Raw genomic sequence first — 21,396 nt, forward strand, 5'->3', positions numbered from 1 at the left:
TGTCGATGGTAGTCAAAAAACAATATTCTACAATTCAACACGGACAAACTACGTTTGTCCGTGCCACCCGATCATTATTATTACGATTATTACGTTCATGCTTCTTCCTGGTATTACTGATTCTCAACAGGCGACCACATCGCCTGATGCTTGAGTATTTTCCACCTCCTCTTTATTACATCTTCAGCTTGCTTCATAAGTGCTGCGGCAACTTCTGGATTGCTTGCCCTCAACGCCCTGTATCGGTTTTCATTGTATGCATATTCCTCAAAGGAGATGGTGGGTTCCTTACTATCGATAACTAACGGATTCTTCCCCTCGGCTTCGAGTTCAGGATTATAGCGGTAGAGAGGCCAGTAACCACATGCCACAGCCTTTTTCTGTTGCTCGATTCCTTTACTCATATCGATACCATGGGCAATGCAAACTGAATAGGCGATTATCAGTGCAGGACCATTGTACGCATCGGCTTCCGAAACTGCCTTTATCGTCTGTACGAGATTTGCCCCGAAGGCTACCTGGGCAATATACACATTGCCATACGTAGCCATCATCATACCAATATTCTTTTTGGGAGTCCTCTTTCCTCCCGCCGCAAACTGGGCAATCGCCCCCAGGGGGGTTGCCTTTGACATCTGGCCACCAGTATTTGAATAGACCTCGGTATCCATAATAAGGAGTTTCATATTCTCACCCGATGCTAGCACATGGTCTACCCCGCCATAACCGATATCATAGCCCCATCCGTCACCACCAATCGCCCATACTGACTTCTTGACCAGGTAATCGGCAAGGGAATGGAGGCTCCTTGCCTCAGGAGAAGTATCTTTCAACAATCTCTTTTTTAACTCTTCAACACGATTCCTCTGTGCATCAATGCCCGCCTGTGTGGATTGATCGGCATTTTTCAGTGAGGCAAAGAGTTCTTTTGCATCTGAATAGGAAGGGTTCTTCAAAAGCCTATCCGCTAATTCAATTGCTTGTGCATAAAACTTGTCCACCGTCTGTCTCATGCCAAGACCAAATTCGGCAGTATCTTCAAACAATGAATTCGACCATGCCGGTCCTCTCCCATCGTCCCCCTTTGTGTATGGGGTTGTTGGCAGATTGCCACCGTAAATAGAAGAACAGCCCGTAGCGTTTGCAATAAGCAAACGATCGCCGAACAACTGAGTAAGCAATTTTATGTAAGGGGTTTCTCCACAACCAGGGCACGCACTGCAATACTCAAAGAGAGGTTTCACGAACTGGCTTCCTTTAACCGACTTCACGTTAAACTTCGCAGGATCGGTTTCGGGCAGGCCAAGGAAGAACTTGTAATTCTCTGCCTCCTGATGCCGCAGTGGTTCCTGGAGCCTCATATTGATTGCCTTAAAGTCCGGTATCTTCTTCCCTTCGGCATCCTTTTTCTGCCCTGGACAGTTATACACACAGGAACCGCATCCGGTACAGTCTTCAGGCGCTACCTGAACGGTAAATTTAAGTCCGTTGAGTTCTTTACCCGTAGCATTAATGGATTTAAATGCAGGAGGCGCATCCTTTAGCAATGATGGATCATATGCCTTTATCCTGATGGTTGAGTGAGGACAGACAAATGAACATTGACCGCATTGTATGCAGATATCAGGCTCCCATATCGGGATGTGTACCCCTATATTTCGTTTCTCATACTGGGTGGTTCCCGTTGGCCATGTCCCATCGGCGGGTATAGCCGAAACGGGCAGGGAATCCCCCTTGTCGGCAATCATTTTTGCCGTTACCTTCCTGACAAATTCAGGTGCATCTTCTGGTACCGGTGGCAGCATCCTGTTCTTGCTGGTAACCTTGCCTGGTACCTTCACCTCAACAATATTTTGCAGTGCCTTGTCCACAGCGGCATAGTTCAGCTTAACTACTTCTTCGCCCTTTTTTATATAGGTCTTTTTAATCTCGGTCTTGATCGCTTTAACAGCGTCTTCTTTCGGAATAATGCCCGAAATAACAAAGAAGGCCGTCTGCATGATCATATTGATCCTTGAACCGAGTCCGAGTTCATCAGCGAGAGAAATGGCGTCAATGATATAAAACTTCATCTTCTTGGAGATAAGCTGCTCTTGCACCTCAACCGGTAAGGTATCCCATATCTCGTCCTTCTTGTGTGAGGTGGTGAGCAGAAACGTTGCTCCTTCCTCTGCATGAGATAACATGTCAATCTTCTCAAGGAAAGCAGGATTATGACAGGCAATGAAATTTCCCTTTGAAACGAGATACGGTTTAAATATCTTCTCCTTTCCAAACCGCACGTGGGATACCGTAGTCGAACCTGACTTCTTAGAATCATAAACAAAGTAGCCCTGTGCGTAATTCTCTGTTTCCGTCCCTATAATCTTAATGGTATTCTTGTTGGCACCAACGGTACCGTCAGCACCCAAGCCGTAAAATAGGGCGCGAAAATCTCCACTTCCTTCTATACTAAAGAACTCATCATATTCAAGACTGGTGCCAGTGACATCGTCATGAATGCCGATGGTAAAGTGATTCTTTGGCTTGTTCTGTGAGATATTATCAAAAACAGCCTTTACCATTGCCGGGGTAAAATCTTTTGAACCAAGGCCGTAACGGCCCCCAATAATTATTGGATAATCCTTGAACTTAGCCGTCCCTTTATCCATTGCCTCACCAATGGCAGTCCTGACATCAAGGTATAATGGCTCGCCGATCGCACCGGGTTCTTTGGTACGGTCAAGGACGGCAATCGATTTAACACTCTTTGGTAAACTGTTCACAAAGGCATCGATATCAAAGGGTCTAAAGAGCCTTACCTGAACAAGCCCCAGCCTTGCCCCTTTCGCATTCAAGGCATGAATCGTATTGAGCACCGTCTCCCCCGATGAACCCATTGTCACAATGATACGCTCGGCATTCGGGTCGCCAGAGTATTCGAAGAGTTTATATTGACGCCCGGTTTTTTGGGCAAACTTATCCATTACCTTCTGAACGATAGTTGGTGTTACATGATAGTATTTATTTACCGTTTCCCTTCCCTGGAAATATACATCGGGGTTCTGTGCCGTACCGCGTATATTGGGCCGATCAGGGGTAAGCCCCCGCTTGCGGTGGGCTATCACAAGCTCATCATCGATCATTGCCCGCATATCATCAAAGGTAACTTCCTCAATCTTCTGCACCTCGTGGGACGTCCTGAAGCCGTCGAAGAAGTGCATGAATGGTATCCTGGATTCAAGGGTAGCCGCCTGTGCAATTAAGGCAAAATCCATTGCCTCCTGGACGTTTTTCGAGCACAGCATGGCAAAACCAGTAGATCGTGCAGTCATGACGTCTGAATGGTCGCCAAATATAGACAATCCCTGGCATGCAAGGGAACGTGCGGTTATGTGAAAGACCGTTGGGGCAAGTTCTCCGGCAATCTTGTACATGTTCGGAAGAAGCAATAAAAGCCCCTGAGAACATGAAATAGTGGTTGCCAGTGCACCCGTTGTCAGCGACCCGTGCACAGCCCCCGCAACCCCTGCCTCTGACTGCATTTGGCTCACCTTCGGCACTGATCCCCATATATTCATCTGTCCTGCTGCAGATTTTGCATCGCAGATCTCTGCGATGGGCGATGAAGGAGTTATCGGATAAATTGTAATAATTTCATTAGTGGCATGCACCACATGTGCACACGCCGTGCAGCCATCAACGGTTACCATCTTACGACTCATATAGTATTCTCCTTGCTGATTTCAACGTATTTATCCAAAAAAACGTAACAACATACTACCCTTCAACCACAGAGTTAACAGAGTTTTTTATTTAAAATTCCGCTCTTCGTACCCCTTATGTCTTTGCGGTTGATCCAGTATTTAAGATTTGTATTATCACCAGCATACAATATTTTTCACATTTTGTCGAGTAAAGAGTAAATGTATTGATCCAATATTTTTTTCCACGGTTAGTAAGGTATTTGGTAATTTTAGAAGGCATTTATCTATACTTGTATCTATAAAATCTGTGTCTCGATTTATTCAGCCTGCATATTTTGATAAAGTCCTCTACATCTTTTTGCTTGACAGTGTTAATTGATTGTGTTAATTTGTTACAAATTTATGCCTTTAACATAGTTAAGTACTATTTATAAATCAGAAAGGAGATTACTTAAAAGACAAAAAGAAAAATTAGAGGATAATAAAATAATAATTTGAAGTATTTACATTTAATTTAGTAGGTTAAAGAATCAGAAGATATATAATCTATAAATGTTCTTGCTAAGTGCAAAAGCAAATTTAGTTAAAAATATACGGGAGAAAGCGAAATGAAAGCGTACAAAAAGTATATGGCCGAGTTCGTTGGGACATTTGCGCTTGTGTTTATAGCGGCTGGCTCTGTATGCGCCGATTTTTATTTGAGGCAAGCAGGCGGGCAAGGACTGGGTTTGTTAGGTATTTCTATCGCATTTGGGGTGGTGGTAATCGCCGTTATTTATGCCACGAGCTATGTGTCCGGTTCCCATGTCAATCCTGCGGTAACTATATCATTTTGGATCAGCAGACGGATGGATCCCAATACGGCAATTATGTATATCATCTCTCAGATTGCCGGTGCAACACTGGCAGGACTCGCATTAAGAACCCTGTTTCCCGATGCGCTCAAGACCGTATATTTAGGAACATGTATGTTGTCGCCCGGGGTTTCTATTGGACGTGGAATATTGATGGAATTTATTATTACCTTTCTTTTGGTTTTTACCATTTACGGAACACTTGTGGATAGAAGGGCATCATCTGGATTTGCTGGAGTAGCTGTTGGACTGGTGGTACTCTTTGGAGCAATGATTGGGGGAACGATCAGTGGCGGTGCGATGAATCCTGCCCGCGTGTTTGGTCCAGCCATCGCATCGGGGCAGTTTACCCATCATTATGTCTGGTGGATTGGACCAATCCTGGGAGGAATTGTCGCAGGGTTTGTTTACGATCAACTCTTTGCTGAAACCAGAAAATAATAATTACGGCAAAATGTATAGGCCTTGTCGTAGAAACCGGATTTTATCATATTCTAAAACATAAAGAACGGCAACGTATAAATCAGATTTATACGTTGCCGTTCTTTTTGAAAGAGAACTCTTGTTTGCTATTGATACCGTACTAAAGATTATTGAGCAAGAAAACAGACGGTTTATTGAACCCGTCGTTACAACTATTTCCAGAAAGCGAATCCCGTTCCATGTCCTCATTTCCTGCCTCTTAAGCCTCAGGACAAAGGATCAGACCACCCGTGAGGCTTCGGTACGGCTCTTTGCCGTGGCCGATGACCCGGAAGGTATGATAAAGATTCCTGCCCAGAAGTTAGAAAAACTCATCTATCCCGTGGGGTTCTACCGGACAAAGGCAAAGAAGATCAAGGAGATTTGTAAGGTATTACTTGAAAAATATGATGGAAAGGTACCTGACGAAATCGACGAATTATTAAAACTCAATGGTGTAGGTCGCAAGACGGCAAATTTAGTGGTAACTCTGGGATACCAGAAACCTGGCATCTGTGTCGATACCCACGTTCATCGGATTACCAATCGCTGGGGATATGTCACAACAAGGAATCCTCATGAAACCGAATTTGCCCTCCGTGAAAAACTCCCTAAAAAATATTGGCTTACTATCAATGATCTCCTCGTTACCTTCGGTCAAAATATCTGCGTCCCTATTTCACCCAAATGCAGCATCTGCCCGGTCAATATCTATTGCAAAAAGGTGGACGTAACAAGACACCGATAATCGGTGTGGTTTGGCGCCCCCAGCAGGATTCAAACCTGCAACCTTTGGCTCCGGAGGCCAACGCTCTATTCAATTGAGCTATAGGGGCTATTAACATTGGAATTCAATTAAATTTTACACCAAATACAAAATTGAAATCAAGATTAAACTATGTTATTTTGTTTCGATGAGAGGACTCACCGAAACATCTAAGATATTTTCATGGTTTACGGTGAATTGTCCACTTAAGCCAATCCGTATTTCTCAATATTCCTATCTGCAATTTCCTGGATCTTCTGTATCTCTTCCTTCCCTTTTGGTGACTTGAAGAGATGGGCGAAGCGACCCTGGATCTTCAGGTATTCTTCAACCGGGGTTTTGGGTGTAGTGACCTTCCTTACCTTTGTTGTCTTGCCATCCTCCATTTCAAAGATGGGATAAAGGCCTGTCAGTACGGCTAATTTGGCAACCTTGATGGTCAGTTGGGGGTCAGATCTCCAGCCGAGTGGACACGGGGAATGGATTTGCAGATACTTTGGGCCCGTTATAGAGAGTGCCTTTTTTACCTTGTTTTCAATATCTTTCGGGAATGCCACTGAGGCCGTTGCGACATAAGGAATATTATGAGCGGCTGCGATGCCAGGCATGTCTTTTTTGTTATGTTTATTCCCCCACGAAAACTCCCCATAGGGACTGGTCGTTGTCATGCAGTCGAAGGGCGTCAAACCGCTACGCTGCACGCCGGTGTTCATATATGCCTCATTATCGTAACAAACGTAAAGAATATCGTGTCCCCTTTCCAGCATGCCACTGAGTGCCTGGAGACCGATATCGGCCGTTCCACCGTCACCACCCTGTGCAATGACCTTTGCCTCGTTTTGTCTTCCCAGTGACTTCAGGGCAGCCTCGATACCGGATGCCACGGCAGCCGAATTTTCAAATAATGAGTGGATGAAAGGGACTTCCCATGAAGATTGGGGAAACCGTGTGGTAAAGACCTCCAGACACCCCGTGGAATCTGTGACAATTACCTGTGAACCAGCAGCGCCCAATACGAGCTTTGCGGCAAGCGCTTCACCACATCCAGTACAGGCGGTGTGCCCGGAAGCTAAGAGTGTTTGACACGATTGTTCCTTCAATGCTGTTAGTGTTGTAGTAGTCATAAAATTGTTTACCTCCAACGCAATATTTCACCCCCACCTTTATCCTCCCCCATCAAGGGGGGAGGATACTTAGCTATTTTACATTTATACAATAAGGGGCTAAATTATTTACCCCCAATTAATGCCTCATTGAGTCCAACAAATTTTTCTTCGAATGTAGCCTTCACGGTGTCTTTAATGACGTGGTGAATTGTGTCAACGGTGATATCCCGGCCACCCAGACCCAGAATAAATCCGTTGATCTTTGGTGTCTTGGGTTTGCCATAGAATACACCCTTGATTTCGTTTACCAATATGCCACCATAGCCCAGGGAAATGGCTTTCTCAAGCACGGCGATCTCTTTCACATGATTCAACGCCCTGTAAATTTCATCCTTTGGGAAAGGCCGGTATGAGCGGACTTTGAGAATACCAATTTTTTGTCCCTTTGCCCGTAACTCATCGACAACGTCCTTCAGTGTCCCGATAATAGAGCCCATAGCCACGAGGACCAGAGAGGCGTCTTCAACTTTATACGTATCAATAAGTCCACCCTGAAAACGGCCGAACTGGTTATGGAAATCGGCTGCAACATCACCGATAACCTGTAACGAGGCGCGCATCGTCTTTTCAATGAAGTAGCGTGTCTCCATGTACCCATCCGGGCCTACCATTGTTCCAAAGGTGAGCGGATTTTTTGGAGTAAGATAATATTGGGGTTTGAATGGCGGCAGGAATTTATCGGCCTCTTCCTGCGAGATAAGTTCAATTGGTTCAAACGAATGGGTAAGGACAAATCCATCCATACAAACCATAACGGGAAGCATGACGTCCTTATTTTCGGCGATCTTGAAAGCCTGTAAATGCATATCGCTTGCTTCCTGGTTATCTTCTGCATAGAGCTGTATCCAGCCGCTGTCACGAGCTGTTAAAGAATCCTGTTGGTCATTCCAGATATTAATAGGGGCAGATACGGCCCGGTTGACACAGGTCATGACTACAGGAAGCCGCATGCCGGCGATATTGTAAAGCACCTCAATCATAAGCAAAAACCCCTGTGAGGTAGTAGCTGTATATGTCCTCGCCCCTGTTGCACTTGCACCCAGCACCACGGATGCCGCCGAATGTTCGCTTTCTACATTGACATATTCTGTTTTGAGTTCTCCGTTAGCCACCAGTTCCGAAAGATGCTCCACAATATGGGTCTGTGGTGTAATAGGATAAGCTGAAATCACATGGGGCCTGCAGACGCCCACAGTTTTCGCTACTGCAATTGAGCCTTCAATAAATGTAGTACTCATTACTTTTCCTCCACAACCATTTCAATATCGCCTGAAGAACATTCTTCAGCACATATTCCACAGCCTTTACAATACGTATAATCTACCGTGTATTTCTTTTTCTCTACCATGGTAACACAACCTTCGGGACAATAGATTTTACAAAGGCCGCAACCAACGCACTTTTCCTGATGGAAGATCGGCTTAAAATTCCTCCAGCCACCGGTCTGATTGCCCTTACTGGTACCTGCCTTCGCAATGGCGCCTAAATCCAATCTCATAATGCCTCCTTTTTGATAAAATCAAAAGCCCGTAGTACTGCTGCAATATTTTTTTCTCCCACTGATCCAGGAAACTTATGGTGAATCGCCTTCCGTATACCTTCCAGGCTGATTTCTCCCGTAGCTGCAGCAAATGCCCCCAGAAGGGTTGTATTCATAATTGGTCTTCCAATTACTTCTAATGCAATTTCCATGGCCGGGATCGTTTTTACCTTTACCTTTGTATTAATGCCGAGATCGGTAGCCTTTTTCTTTGAATTTATGAGCAGCAATCCATCTTCTCGTAATCCATCCAATACATTAATTACATCTAATAAGGTGGGGTCTTGCACGATCACATAATTAGGTTTATACACCTGACTCCGGATGCGGATTGGTTTGTCACTGATTCTCACAAAAGCCTGAACCGGTGCCCCCATTCTTTCTGATCCAAATGATGGAAACGCCTGTGCATATTTTCCGTCGCTATGAGCTGCAAATCCCAATAATTCTGCCGCCGTAACTGAACCTTGTCCGCCGCGTCCATGAACCCTTATTTCAATCAATGGATACACACCTCCTATCTATTTAACCCTTTATGAATGATGCCCGGAAACAGGTTTACACTCCCTTTCCAGTGCCCTTCTTTCGGCCATATCGTAAAGTTTTCTCTCCTTTTTGACATTTATGCCAAGTGCGTCTCTCTTCTTTTCTATGTGATCCATTACCATTTTGCCTATTTTCTTTAAATCCCGTTCAAAAGCCCACCTTGCACCAACTAACTCTTCCATCTCTTTTGTTAATAACCTTTGCATATCAGGCGCACCTGCAACAGGTGAATTCATACCGAAAATGGTATACACACCGGACGCCACAAAATACTGTCCAATAGCAATTGCCTTTTCATGCATCCATTCCAGACATACACCGGCAACCGGCAGTTCACTAATATCACTTCCTAAACCACCTTCTTTTACCATCTCAGAAAGGGCTATAAGGATACGGCTATTATCAACACAGGCGCCAGAATGTAAAACCGGCGGCATACCTACTGCTTCACAGACTTCTCTGAGACCTTCACCACACAAATCCTTTAACTCAGGAATCATTAATCCACCAGATGCGCACTGCCCGGCTGCACAACCAGTCCCTACAACTAATATATTGTTAGCGATGAGTTCTTTTGCCAAGCTTACGTAAGATTCTTCACCTGCCCCTATTCTAGGGCTTGTACAACCTGCAATGCCAACAACTCCGCGAATCCTTCCGTTTATTATGTTATCGTTTAAAGGTCTGTAGCTCGCCCGATACCTGCCGCCCAGCATATATTTAATGGTCTCATGACTAAAGCCTGCAACAACATCAGGTTCTGCACCACCTGGTATAAACACTTTTTTGTTATCACGGTTTTTAAAGTTTTCTATGGCCATCATGATAATCTTTTTTGCCGCTTCAAGCGCATGTTCATCGGTAAACTCTACATGCTCAGCACCATAGATCTTTGCCTTCGATAAGGTCGTAATAAATTTGGTGTGAAAGTGTTTTGCCGTTTCAATCAAAGCCTGCATTATGCACTGAATATCAACAACCATTAACTCAACGGCACCCGTCGCTATGGCTGCTTCCTGCATGGTGGTATGCCCGGCCATAGGAATCCCGTGTCTTACAAGGAGTTCATTCGCCGTGCAACAAAGACCTGCAATTACTACACCCTTTGCCCCAGCAGCACTTGAGGCTTTTGCTACGTCTGGATCATTGGAGGCCGCGACAATAGCCTCAGCAAGTTGAGGTTCATGCCCGTGGACAACAATATTCACATGATCTTTTTTCAGGACACCCAGATTCGATCTCCCCTGAACGGGTTTTGGGGTACCGAATAAAATATCCTGTAATTCTGTTGCTATCATACTGCCACCCCAACCATCCGCCAATGCTACACGCATAGCCTGTTTTGTAAGGTTACGATAGTCTTGATCTCCACCCATCCCTGTTCGATGTAAACTTTCACAAACTTCGCGATCAATAGCCCTTGGGGCAATACCCGCCTTTTCCCATACTTTTTGACGCGCCTCTGGCGCCCTCTTAAGAAACAACAAAGTTCCGTAAGGCTTCCCAAACTCCATGAGCGCCATCTCACCGACTTCCTCGGCAATTTCGTTAATCTTACGGTCTTTCGTCTTTACTCCAAAAAACTCAGCAACTGCCATAAGCTTTTCCACATCTTTGATCCTGTAACCCGGCGCTTCGCCTCTTGCTGTTGCTACCAACAGGTGAGCGACAGCGCGTCCATGATCAGAGTGACACCCGGTACCAGCGCCACTCATACGAAGGAAATGCCGGGCTGCGAAGGTGTTTGCATCAGCACCGCAAACCCCTTTCTTTGGCCCATTACCGAAGGGATCGATGTTGCACGGTCCATAATTACAATGGCGGCAGCATAATGCAAGGCTACCATATCCACACTGCGGAAGCTGTGCCTGGTATCTATCATAGAGAGTTTCTACTTTGAGTTCTTTCATTCGATCAAGCATAACCTGATCAACCGCTTTTTGTTTTTCTTCCATAATAGACATTCTCCGTTATTATAATTTCCGAATACCAGTCCAATAAGTATAATTAAATCGTATGGTCACACTGATTATCCAGCCCTTCGGGTAAGGGCCAAATGAAGTAATCGATTGTGTATATAATATAAGGAGAAAACATTTTAACCAATATTTAAATTTGATTGTGGCAAAGCTGCTCTACCGTATACTTTTCAAAATTACCCGGGCCGGGCTTCCGTCACCGTCTTTTATTTTTAGCGGTAAAGCGATCAGTTCATAGTCTCCCGCTTTTACATTACTCAAATCAAGCCCTTCAATGATAATGATACCTTTTTTCAAAAATACGTGATGGGTATCTGCATGCTTGTTTTGAAACTTTTCGACAGAAAGATAATCGATCCCAACAAGTTTGACGTCGTTATCAGCTAAATATTGGGCGGCTTCTTTTGTGATGTAAACGAAATCTTTTTTAAATTCTGAAAATTTCCAATAGGTAGAGTTAATGGTCTTAAAAATAACTCTTTCGCAATCATTCAATTTTAATGATTTTAGATCCCCCAAATCAATCTTTTCTTTATTTTTTATCTCGAATACCGTTACGTTTTCTATGAGATAATCTAATGGAATCTGGTCGATCTTGATACCATTTTCTTCAAAATGATAGGAAGCGTCGATGTGCGTGCCGCAATGCGAACCTAATGTTAGTTCTGATAGATTGCATGAGCTACCCTGAGAAATCAGGCTTGTTTTTCGAATGGATACGGCAGGATCTGCAGGCCATGTGACAAGGGTGTCTGATATGGTGAGCGTGATATCATAAAAATTCATTTCAGAAATTCCCCGTGGTCATGAAAGGAACGATATTATATCTTCTCTAGTGAGGCATTTTGATATTTTCAGGGGGGGCTCAGTAATGGGGAATAATAGGAGCATGATTGTTTTACGTTGAATAAAACGGGGGGCATTGTATTTTACCATGTGGATATTCATTGAGAGATGGCCTCAACGAGAGGTAAGGGTTGCTGCAAATTGTAGCATTTCACTTTTATTAATATCTGAGGTAAGACAATACATAATACCTTCTTCTTCCCATAATACAGAATTAAATCCACGACGGTTTCCTATATAAAATTCTTTCGTGCCCAATCTGACTCTTTCAAGATTTCTAATTGGAATACTGCTATTGCGCACAATCTGGAGTGATAATTTATTGCCCCCTTTGTCAAAAAGAACACAGGGACTACTTGTTCCAGAAAATCTGACGGGCGCTCCTCCCATGACACTGATTTTTGCTGCATTGAGAACAGGAGAAGAATTGCTAAGGTTGGTATTTATCGTATTCTCAAGATATCTATTGACATTGCCCACAACAGAGGTTTTTTCATTAAATACTAAATTGTCATTTACTGCCACGACATGATTCTTTACTGCATCATCAACAATGGTAGTTATAGAATCGGTACCATAATAATTTGTATAATAAAAAATGCCGCCTGCTACTAAAATAAGAATAGATGCCGCCACAGCATAGGTACGCGAAGAAAATAATTTGCGCATTGTTGCCTTTTGCTTATAAACATCTTCTCTGCTTGCCTGTTCCGTATTATCAACAGCGCGGGAATTGATGCCTTCTATAATTCTATCACGAAGGTATACAGGCGCCGTTGTATTTATGCAGCATGCTTTTACAAGAGTCCGAATACTTTTTTCAAATTCGTACCTTCGATGGCATACCTCACAATGATCAATATGCTTTTTAATTCCAAGATAATGAGATTTATCCAGCTCCTTATCCATGAACTCATGAAAGTATTTAACGGTTTCGACACAAGACATCATTTCCCCCTTTTAATAAAACCCCTATCTTTAGCATATTCCCACAGACTTTTCTGGAGTAACTTTCTCCCCCGATTCAGTCTCGATTTTACAGTTCCTATCGGCACGTTGGTAATTTCCGAAATATCTTTATACGATAACTCTTCCACATCTGAAAATAAAATCGCTTCCCGGTATTCAATCGGCAAGCTATCTATCGCTCGCTTTACATCATCATCTAATAAACTACTCAGGTCAGTATACTTACTTTCCAGGGTATCGATGGCTTCCTCGGATTTGGCTTCCTGATCATAGGCCATATTCGTGTTAACCGACTCAATATCTTCGAGGAAAACTTCACCGGGCATACTCGCCGATTTCCGATACTTATTGATAAAAGTATTTCGAAGAATTTTAAAAAGCCACGCCTTTATATTTGTCCCTGTTTGAAAGGTATCAAAAAATCGATACGCTTTTAAATACGTTTCCTGGACAAGATCTTCAGCTTCCTCTTTATTAAACACCAGACGTAAAGCCATGTTATAGAGGGAATCGATATGCGTCAACGCAATCTCTTCAAATTCTTTTCTTCTGTTATTCTCTTCCCTCATCGCTTGATTTCCTTTGTTTTAAACAATAAAATTTTAAATAAGGTTCCTTATTCTTTTTATTAAAAATATTGTATAAATTTGTATTCGCAACCTCAAGATGGTATAAGATTTGTGAATAATGTGGGTTTCGCGATTATCCGCTAGCTAAAATGAGATAAGCAATACTTATGATGAAAAGGCGCAAGGTATGATTTAAGGCTCCACCGCAATGCCGTGTGAGGCTATCTTTTGGACCCGTATTTTACGGTGGTTTACCCTATGTTAGATTTGTACATTTCTCTTTGAGAATGTACGTTTCCTAGCAAAGACGGGTTCCCAAGATATTTGGTATAGGTCCTTAAAAATAACACCTCAAACACGTACATGGCAGAGCCTCAACCAAGTTGCGGTTATCTTAGCAATTAATTCAACTCCGGGCAAGAAAAAAACGTTGTATTAACGGATTTTCTTGACATAAAGCCTCGGTGCGGATAACATGAAAACATGAAACTTGGAGCAAGCTATTTTGGAAACAGGATATTACGTCACGTTCGTGAAGACATGAAAAAGATGATCGACGACGGATGTAATTTCGTCGTTCACACCATGAGCGAACACGATATTACATACCATTCGGGAACAATGGTCGAGATCGTAAAGGCAAGCCACGAAGTTGGGCTGGAAGTCTTCCTCGATCCATGGGGTATAGGACGCGTATTTGGCGGAGAGTCATTTTCTACCTTTGTTAAGACGTATCCCAATTGCAGGCAGCAATTAAATTTTACCGAGGGTGAAATAAAGGTATACAAGGCGTGTTTAAATTCAAAAATATTCCGGGATACCATGATAACCTGGATTGAACTTGCAGCAAAAACAGGCGCAGAAGGCGTTTTTTGGGATGAACCGCATTTGTTTTTCGGAGAGTTTACGCCTTTGTTTGGTGGCAAAAAGAGGGATATTTGGGGGTGTACCTGTGAAATTTGTAAAGATATCTTCAAACAGCAGTACAGCTATGAGATGTCCGTGGATTTTACTGATGATGTAAAGGCATTCCGTCAAACAACCATTGTCACTTTTCTTGAATACCTGGCAAATGAGGCGGCAAAAAAAGGATTGAAAAATTCGGTATGTTTGTTTCCGACAACTGATCCGAGATATGGCATTTATGAATGGGAAAGGGTTGCCATGATTAAAAGTATGGATATCTTTGGAAGCGATCCCTATTGGTATGCCTATCAGCAAGACGTAACCAATTTTGTACACCGTATATCTAATGAGGTACTCACACTCTCAAAAAGATATAGTAAAGAGCCTCAGATATGGATACAGGGCTATCGGGTGCCTGCACAGAGAGAAGAGGAGATTGTAACCGCAGTGGATGTGGCTTATAACTCGGGAATTCGTAACATCGCCACCTGGAGCTTTGAAGGTACAGACTGTATGACGTATGTCCGTTCTGAACGCCCTGACGTTGTTTGGCAGAATGTTCGCAACGCCTATCTAAAATATAAAGAGAAATAATAATTCAGTTCATTTGGGCTAAATGATTAGCTGTAATGTATAACAAAATCAAAAAGATTGCAAACCAGTCCTTGCAGAATGAGCCAATCAGCCGTGACGATGCCCTTTATCTGATTCAAATAGATGGCGATGAAATCTATGATCTGTTTTACTGGGCTAATCGGATACGTTTGCGGTATTTTGGCCATTCTGTAAAGACATGCTCCATCGTTAGTGCAAAACAGGGGCGATGTACGGAAGATTGTAGTTTTTGTTCTCAATCAGCCCGCTATCATACTGGTATCAAAGAATTCCCGCTTATTGATACAAACAAAATACTTGATGTTGCCAAATATGCCGAGCGAACAGGTTCCGGTTCCGTTGGTATCGTTACCAGCGGGTATGGGATAAATAACCCTCGTGACCTTGATAAGATTGGTAAGGCAGTAAAAGAAATTGCCAAAAATACACACGTCAGTCCGCACGGTTCCTTTGGGATATTGACGCGAGAAACAGCAGCATCTTTAGGAAAATGCGGGCTAAAGAGGCTTAACCATAATCTGGAAACATCTGAAAGATTTTTCCCAAGCGTATGTTCAACGCATACATTTTTTGATCGAGTAAATACCATTCGTTTTGCCAAAGAAGTCGGATTAGAAATATGCAGCGGCGCAATTTTTGGTATTGGAGAAGGAATAGAGGATCGTATTGATCTCGCGTTCACGCTGAAAAATTTGGATGTCGATGTCATCCCCCTCAATTTTTTACATCCGATATCTGGTACACCATTAGAGAAACATATTCTCCTGACCCCAATGGACGCGCTCAAAATCATTTCTGTCTTTCGATTTGTCTTACCCGATAAGGAAATTAAGATTGCCGGTGGTCGTGAAAGGAACCTGCGAGATTTACAATCATGGATGTTCTACGCAGGCGCCAATAGCACAATGATTGGAAACTACTTAACAACAACGGGGCGAAAGGTTGAGGACGACTTTCAAATGATTAAAGACCTGGGATTAAAATTTTAAATTTATGATTTCAGATTTACGATGTTTTCAACCTAAAGTATCCTTTCTTGAGCAGGAGGCGCATGGGTGTTTGTTCTAAGAATAATCTCTGTCTTATAACCGTGTAATATCCTGTATGTAAGAAAGTAGGTAAGGGGATTTACGGGATTGAATAGCTGATCAAAAAAGAGATGGATAGCGAAACCCAAGGTAGTAAAGGATAAAAGATAATGAAAGTGAGTAACGAAACACAGAGATATCAATATCAATAAAAGTTCATAGCTGTGGAAATAGAAATAAGTCTTCTTTAGTTCACCCTTGTCCATGGCATCCAAAAATCTTCTGACACTAAAGCGTCTGCACCCGTTTCTATAAAAATCCCATATATGATCAACGTCTATCAGCCACCCTACCAGGAAAGACGCAATACTGGGAAATATTGTCTTTGTTGTTAAAAAGGTAACGGCACCGGTAATAAGAGACACACTAAAATGATTTATTGGCTTCATATATATTTCCTCCAAAGAGAGAAATAGTGGCTCGTAAAAGGCAACTCGACCGCTGTATTATAGTAACAATACAGGATAAAAACAAGGAAACGTTTATTCAATGGGAATAGAATTTATTTTAGATGAATTACATACTTTGAAAGACCGCACCTTGTTGCGCGAATGCAAAACCATTGAAAGCCCACAGGACCCCTATATTCAAATAAACGGTAAATCGTATCTATCATTCTGTTCAAACAACTACCTCGGACTCGCCAATCATCTGAAGATAAAACAAGCCGCCATTGCAGCCATTCATCAATACGGATGGGGAACCGGTGCGTCTCGGCTGGTTTCCGGGAATATGACACCCCACCAGGAGCTTGAAAAGAAAATTGCAGAGTTTAAGGGAACCAGGGACGCACTTCTGTTTCCAACAGGTTATATGGCCAATTTAGGTGCTCTCTGTGCTCTTGTTTCAAAAGGAGACATTGTCGTTGGTGACAAACTGAATCATGCGAGTATTATTGATGGTTGTCGTCAATCAGGTGCAACGTTCCGTGTCTATCCTCACAATAATGTGAGCCAGTTAGAATCTTTACTCCAAAGGTCTTCCATGTATCGTAGGAAGTTGGTAGTTACCGACAGTGTCTTTAGTATGGATGGCGATACGGCCCCACTGCCAGAGATTGTAAGAATTGCCAGGAAATACGATGCCATCATTATGGTAGACGATGCCCACGCCACAGGGGTGTTTGGCAAACAGGGGAAAGGCATGATCGAACATTATGGTCTCGAAGGAAAGGTTGATGTTATTATGGGGTCTTTCAGCAAGGCGATTGGCAGTATCGGCGGGTTTATTGCGGGAAGCAAGGACATCATCGATTTTTTAAAAAATAAGGCACGGACTTTTATCTATACAACAGCGCTGCCACCGGCAGTATGTGCTGCTTCTCTGGCAGGACTAACACTCATCCAGGAAGATGCGTCTCTCTTGGATAAGTTATGGGAAAATATCAGGTATTTGAAGTCTCAGCTATCAAAATTCCGGAATACTATCGCAGTGGAAAGTCCTATTGTTCCTCTTATTGTTGGGTCTGCGGAAGATGCGGTCAATCTATCCACGAAACTCTATGAAAACGGTATTTTAATCCCTGCAATTCGGCCACCTACGGTATCTCCAGGTACAAGCCGATTACGTATCTCATTGATGGCTACCCATACCGAAGGCGATATAAACAGGTTGATAGATACATTGAAGGATATTGGATTTTTTACTTATGAAAATGCAAGAGATTCCAGCGCAGCAAAGCTCCAGTCTGATGAAAAAAAACATTAGCAACCGCAGATTTTAAGAAGAGATTATGCACAGACCGGCGTGGGTTGAAATTGATCTGAATGCGTTGAGTCATAATGTGTCGGCCATAAAAAAAATGGTCGGACCGCAGGTCAAAATTATGGGCATTGTCAAGGCCGATGCTTACGGACATGGCGACTATGAGGTTAGCAGGGTCTTGTTAAACCATGGAGTCGAAATGCTGGGTATAGCCATCCTTGAAGAAGGCATTCAACTAAGGAATAAAGGCATAGAAGCGCCGTTATTCCTTTTGGGTGGTATCTTTGAAGACCAAATCGATGCAGTTATTCAATACAACTTAATACCGGCTGTGTATGATTTGAAGCTTGCTGAGGCACTATCAAAAAGGGCACATTATTATAATAGGGTTATCAATGCGCATGTGTATGTGGATACGGGGATGGGGAGTATTGGAGTAAAATATGACGGGGCCGTAGAGTTTATTAGGTCTTTGCAGGCTATGAAAAACCTTTTCATCGGTGGAATATATACCCATTGCTCATGCTCAGATGAAAAGGAATCGGTATTTACCAATCTACAAATAAAAAGATTTAAAGACGTACTGGCGGCTCTGGGTGCGATTATGGCGGATATTCCACTGAAACATATGGCGAATAGTGGGGCCATTATCGGTCATCCCGATGCTTATTTTACTATGGTTAGACCAGGTCTGTCGCTATATGGGCTTTATCCATCAGAAGAGGTATCCAGGAATATTGGCATCAGGCCTGTTATGAGCTTTAAGACGAGGGTTATTCATATCAAGGATATGAAGCCAGGTGATGTCGTGGGCTACAGTGGGACATACAGGGTCACAAAACCTACCCGTGTCGCAACACTTCCCTTTGGATATGATGATGGATATAATCGATTACTTTCAAGTAAAGGAAAAGTCATTATAAGAGGCACACAAGCATCTATCATCGGACGGGTTTGTATGGATCAGTGTTTTGTGGATGTGACAAACATAAAAGGCGTTTCGGTTGGGGATGAGGTTGTAGTATACGGCAGTCAAGGACAGGAAACAATATCGATAGAATCCGTTGCGAAGCAATTAAATACGATTCCCTACGAGGTTACTTGCGCTGTAAGCAAACGAGTACCAAGGATCTATATCAATCATGAAGAGAAGTAAAATGTGTAGTCCCCCGATTCTGAATGAAACAAAAAATTTAAGCACTGTTTTTTGACAAATTCGAAATTCAAATATTGAAATCCGAAACGAGGTTTGGAACATTTGATTTGTAATTTTGAAATTGTTTCGGATTTAGTAGGATTTCGCACTTCGAATTTGATGGTTTTTATGAGTTAATGCCTTGTATTTGACATGCAAAAAGCTAGTCACGGTACCCGGGACAAGCCTACCAACGGTCTGTCCGTTAATCTGAGAGACCGGCATGACCTCCATAAGGGAGTTGGTGAGAAAAACTTCATCGGCTGCCAAGACCCTTTCCAGACCAAAGATATCCTCTGATGCGTGAATACCATTTTCCTTACACAACTCCAGGATGATCTTACGTGTAATGCCCGGCAGGATATTGGCCTTCAGGGAAGGCGTAATAACGGTACCCCTCTCAACAAGAAACAGATTACTTACGACACATTCAGTAACATGACCATTTGTGTTCAGAAGAATCGCATCGTGAAAGCCCTTCTCAACCGCCTCTTTTTTGACAAGGTAATTAGTCAGATAGTTGAGCGTCTTATGGGTTGAGAGGGGACAGGTTATACTTCTCCGTATAGGGGAAGTACCAAGCGACACACCCGTTTTATATAAGGCTGCCGGATAGGGAACAAGGGGCTTTGTATGAATCACGAAGGTAGGACTGTATGTACCTGTGGGAATGAGTCCATGTGTTCCGGATCCACGAGACAGCGTCATCCGGATATAGGCATCCTGTAAACCATTTCGGAAAAGGAGTTGTTCAATAATCTGCCGTATTTCCTGGGATGGATAATGAAAAGAGATATCAAAATGTTTTGAGGAATTTGAGAGGCGTGCAACATGATCTTCGAGTCGAAAAGGTTTCCTGCTGTAAGCCCGAAGGGTTTCAAAAAGCCCATCACCGTAAAGAAACCCTCGATCCTGGGTACTTATGTATCCCTCGGCTTCTTCTACAATCTTATCATTTAAGAAGATGACACTGGGCATGTTTTTAATGACTCGATAAGGGCCCTGGCCTTGTGCAGGGTCTCTTGATATTCCTCTTCTGCGTCAGAATCGGCCACAATACCGCTTCCAACCTGAAAGTATACCGCCTTACCCTTCATAATGAAGGTACGTATGGCGATATTCAGGTCTGCGTCTCCGTTAAATCCGATATAGCCTATTGCCCCGGTGTAAACACTTCGCTGTGTGGGTTCCAGTTCATCAATGATCTGCATTGCGCGGATCTTTGGCGCCCCCGTGATGGAACCGCCAGGGAATGTGGCCTTAAGGAGGTCTATGAAATCATACCGTTCATACAAATCCCCCTCAATGGTAGAAACCAGGTGATACACGGTGGGATAGGCTTCTAAAACCTTTCTTTCTATGACCTTGACAGAACCATAATCGCACACACGCCCAAGGTCGTTACGCTCCAGATCAATGATCATGGTAAGTTCTGCATCGTCCTTTGGACTCGAGAGTAATGCCTGTTTCATAAACTCATCTGTCTTTGCATCTTTACCACGCGGCCGTGTACCCTTGATAGGGCGGGTTTGGACATGCCTTGCATTAACATGAAGGAATCGCTCTGGCGAGGAACTGATGATGGCAACATCGTCAAAGGTCAAATAACTCGAAAACGGAGCAGGATTTACCGAACGTAATTTTCTATACAGTTCATAGGGAGGGATATCAATCTGCGTCTCTATTCGTTGAGAGAGATTTACCTGATAGACGTCCCCTGCCGTAATATAGTCCTTGATGCGTTTGATTGCATCGATATAGAGTTCTTTTGTGAAATTAAATTTTAGTGTGGGCTCAGGTATTTCTGAATTAGGCTTACCGTCCATCGACTCGTAACCCGTATCGGATTTTCTCCACAATACGTCAACCACATGTCCCATTCTCTCTTTTAGTGTATTATCGAAACCAAAATCCACCCCGATTACGTAGCACTTGTTGAGAAAATTATCATACGACACAATAGTATCATAAAACCCCATATACATATCTGGCAGGCCAATATCGTCCACGGCCTTGCTGGGTAACCTTTCGATAAAATGGCACAGGTTATAACCAAAATATCCCACCAGGCCGCATTGGAACGGAATGGACTCAATCGTGTTTTGTAAAGAAAACTGTTTGAGTAACTCACGAAGGTGTTCAAAGGGGTTCCCTTCGATCTCAAGGACACCATTACTGTCAGTCAGGGTAATTTTACGTTGCTTTGCCTTCATTACCAAAAAAGGATTAAAACCCAAAAAGGAATATCTCGAAATCCCTTTTACAGGCAAGGCGCTGTCGAGAAAAAATACGTTCGCATGAGAAGCAAACCGGCAGAACGCCTCTAAAGGAGGACAGGCCCCTTCTACTTCGTGAATAAAAATCTCACCTGCTATACTTTTGTTTGAATCCATTATTTGATATTACAATTTTAAGATTTCTTTTTGTAGGTTTATTTTATGGTGAGTAATTCTAGAGGTGGTGCAATTTTTTGTCAAGGCAAATCGCCCGTTGAGTGCCTAAAAA

The 21,396-nt window shown here is 43.1% G+C and carries 18 protein-coding genes and 1 tRNA gene; 6 read left to right on the forward strand and 13 right to left on the reverse strand.

The genetic code is table 11. The features are described from left to right. Window positions 1-113: 113 nt before the first annotated feature. Window positions 114-3,704: a pyruvate:ferredoxin (flavodoxin) oxidoreductase gene (gene nifJ / locus BROSI_RS04295; protein ID WP_052562509.1), complete on the reverse strand. Its 3,591-nt coding sequence runs from the start codon at window positions 3,702-3,704 to the stop codon at window positions 114-116. A 590-nt stretch (window positions 3,705-4,294) separates the two neighbouring features. Here nifJ and BROSI_RS04300 point away from each other — a divergent pair. Continuing rightward, on the forward strand, window positions 4,295-4,981 hold the full coding sequence (locus BROSI_RS04300) for an MIP/aquaporin family protein (RefSeq protein ID WP_052562511.1): 687 nt from the start codon (window positions 4,295-4,297) through the stop codon (window positions 4,979-4,981). 121 nt (window positions 4,982-5,102) lie between these two features. Then, window positions 5,103-5,750: an endonuclease III domain-containing protein gene (locus tag BROSI_RS04305; RefSeq protein WP_052562512.1), complete on the forward strand. Its 648-nt coding sequence runs from the start codon at window positions 5,103-5,105 to the stop codon at window positions 5,748-5,750. Window positions 5,751-5,761: 11 nt separating this feature from the next. On the opposite strand, the gene BROSI_RS04310 is transcribed toward BROSI_RS04305, so the two are convergent. The 9 genes from BROSI_RS04310 to BROSI_RS04350 all read right to left on the reverse strand — a co-directional run bounded on the left by BROSI_RS04310 (window position 5,762) and on the right by BROSI_RS04350 (window position 13,383). Beyond that, window positions 5,762-5,838 (reverse strand) — tRNA-Arg (locus BROSI_RS04310). 136 nt (window positions 5,839-5,974) lie between these two features. After that, window positions 5,975-6,892: a thiamine pyrophosphate-dependent enzyme gene (locus BROSI_RS04315; protein ID WP_200891680.1), complete on the reverse strand. Its 918-nt coding sequence runs from the start codon at window positions 6,890-6,892 to the stop codon at window positions 5,975-5,977. Between the two features lie 104 nt (window positions 6,893-6,996). Continuing rightward, entirely contained in the window at window positions 6,997-8,172 is a 1,176-nt protein-coding gene (locus BROSI_RS04320) for a transketolase C-terminal domain-containing protein (protein ID WP_052562514.1), read from the reverse strand. Then, window positions 8,172-8,432 (reverse strand): 4Fe-4S binding protein, encoded by a 261-nt coding sequence (locus BROSI_RS04325; RefSeq protein ID WP_052562515.1) that lies wholly within the window; start codon window positions 8,430-8,432, stop codon window positions 8,172-8,174. Before BROSI_RS04325 ends, BROSI_RS04320 begins: the two co-directional genes overlap by 1 nt. After that, on the reverse strand, window positions 8,429-8,977 hold the full coding sequence (locus tag BROSI_RS04330) for a pyruvate ferredoxin oxidoreductase subunit gamma (protein WP_052562517.1): 549 nt from the start codon (window positions 8,975-8,977) through the stop codon (window positions 8,429-8,431). Before BROSI_RS04330 ends, BROSI_RS04325 begins: the two co-directional genes overlap by 4 nt. Window positions 8,978-9,007: 30 nt before the next feature. Beyond that, on the reverse strand, window positions 9,008-10,975 hold the full coding sequence (gene cooS, locus BROSI_RS04335; RefSeq protein ID WP_082059024.1) for an anaerobic carbon-monoxide dehydrogenase catalytic subunit: 1,968 nt from the start codon (window positions 10,973-10,975) through the stop codon (window positions 9,008-9,010). Window positions 10,976-11,155: 180 nt separating this feature from the next. Then, window positions 11,156-11,785: a cyclase family protein gene (locus tag BROSI_RS04340; RefSeq protein ID WP_052562521.1), complete on the reverse strand. Its 630-nt coding sequence runs from the start codon at window positions 11,783-11,785 to the stop codon at window positions 11,156-11,158. Window positions 11,786-11,959: 174 nt separating this feature from the next. Beyond that, the gene (gene rsrA, locus BROSI_RS04345) at window positions 11,960-12,796 is read right to left on the reverse strand and encodes a mycothiol system anti-sigma-R factor (RefSeq protein ID WP_082059025.1); all 837 of its coding nucleotides are present in this window, start codon (window positions 12,794-12,796) and stop codon (window positions 11,960-11,962) included. Then, window positions 12,793-13,383, reverse strand: a complete 591-nt coding sequence (locus tag BROSI_RS04350; protein ID WP_052562524.1) for a sigma-70 family RNA polymerase sigma factor — start codon at window positions 13,381-13,383, stop codon at window positions 12,793-12,795. Before BROSI_RS04350 ends, rsrA begins: the two co-directional genes overlap by 4 nt. 483 nt (window positions 13,384-13,866) lie before the next feature. Here BROSI_RS04350 and BROSI_RS04355 point away from each other — a divergent pair, with 483 nt between their 5' ends. Both BROSI_RS04355 and bioB read left to right on the forward strand, forming a co-directional pair. Then, window positions 13,867-14,883 carry a hypothetical protein gene (locus tag BROSI_RS04355; RefSeq protein ID WP_052562526.1) on the forward strand — a complete coding sequence of 339 codons (1,017 nt, stop codon included), beginning with the start codon at window positions 13,867-13,869 and terminating at the stop codon, window positions 14,881-14,883. A gap of 35 nt (window positions 14,884-14,918) precedes the next feature. After that, entirely contained in the window at window positions 14,919-15,893 is a 975-nt protein-coding gene (gene bioB, locus BROSI_RS04360; RefSeq protein WP_052562528.1) for a biotin synthase BioB, read from the forward strand. Window positions 15,894-15,925: 32 nt separating this feature from the next. On the opposite strand, the gene BROSI_RS04365 is transcribed toward bioB, so the two are convergent. Beyond that, complete coding sequence (locus BROSI_RS04365; RefSeq protein WP_052562529.1) at window positions 15,926-16,381, reverse strand: hypothetical protein; 456 nt, start codon at window positions 16,379-16,381, stop codon at window positions 15,926-15,928. A gap of 100 nt (window positions 16,382-16,481) precedes the next feature. Here BROSI_RS04365 and bioF point away from each other — a divergent pair, with 100 nt between their 5' ends. Further along, window positions 16,482-17,699 (forward strand): 8-amino-7-oxononanoate synthase, encoded by a 1,218-nt coding sequence (gene bioF / locus BROSI_RS04370; RefSeq protein WP_052562531.1) that lies wholly within the window; start codon window positions 16,482-16,484, stop codon window positions 17,697-17,699. Window positions 17,700-17,724: 25 nt separating this feature from the next. Continuing rightward, window positions 17,725-18,852, forward strand: coding sequence for an alanine racemase (alr, locus tag BROSI_RS04375; protein ID WP_052562533.1), 1,128 nt, complete (start codon window positions 17,725-17,727; stop codon window positions 18,850-18,852). A gap of 132 nt (window positions 18,853-18,984) precedes the next feature. Here the strand turns inward: alr and pabC are convergent, their stop codons facing one another. Continuing rightward, entirely contained in the window at window positions 18,985-19,869 is an 885-nt protein-coding gene (gene pabC / locus BROSI_RS04380) for an aminodeoxychorismate lyase (RefSeq protein ID WP_052562535.1), read from the reverse strand. Beyond that, the gene (pabB, locus tag BROSI_RS04385) at window positions 19,848-21,284 is read right to left on the reverse strand and encodes an aminodeoxychorismate synthase component I (RefSeq protein ID WP_052562537.1); all 1,437 of its coding nucleotides are present in this window, start codon (window positions 21,282-21,284) and stop codon (window positions 19,848-19,850) included. The genes pabC and pabB overlap by 22 nt, the downstream gene beginning before the upstream one ends. Window positions 21,285-21,396: the final 112 nt, after the last annotated feature.

Source organism: Candidatus Brocadia sinica JPN1, from assembly GCF_000949635.1.
GTDB classification, from domain to species: Bacteria; Planctomycetota; Brocadiia; order Brocadiales; family Brocadiaceae; genus Brocadia; species Brocadia sinica.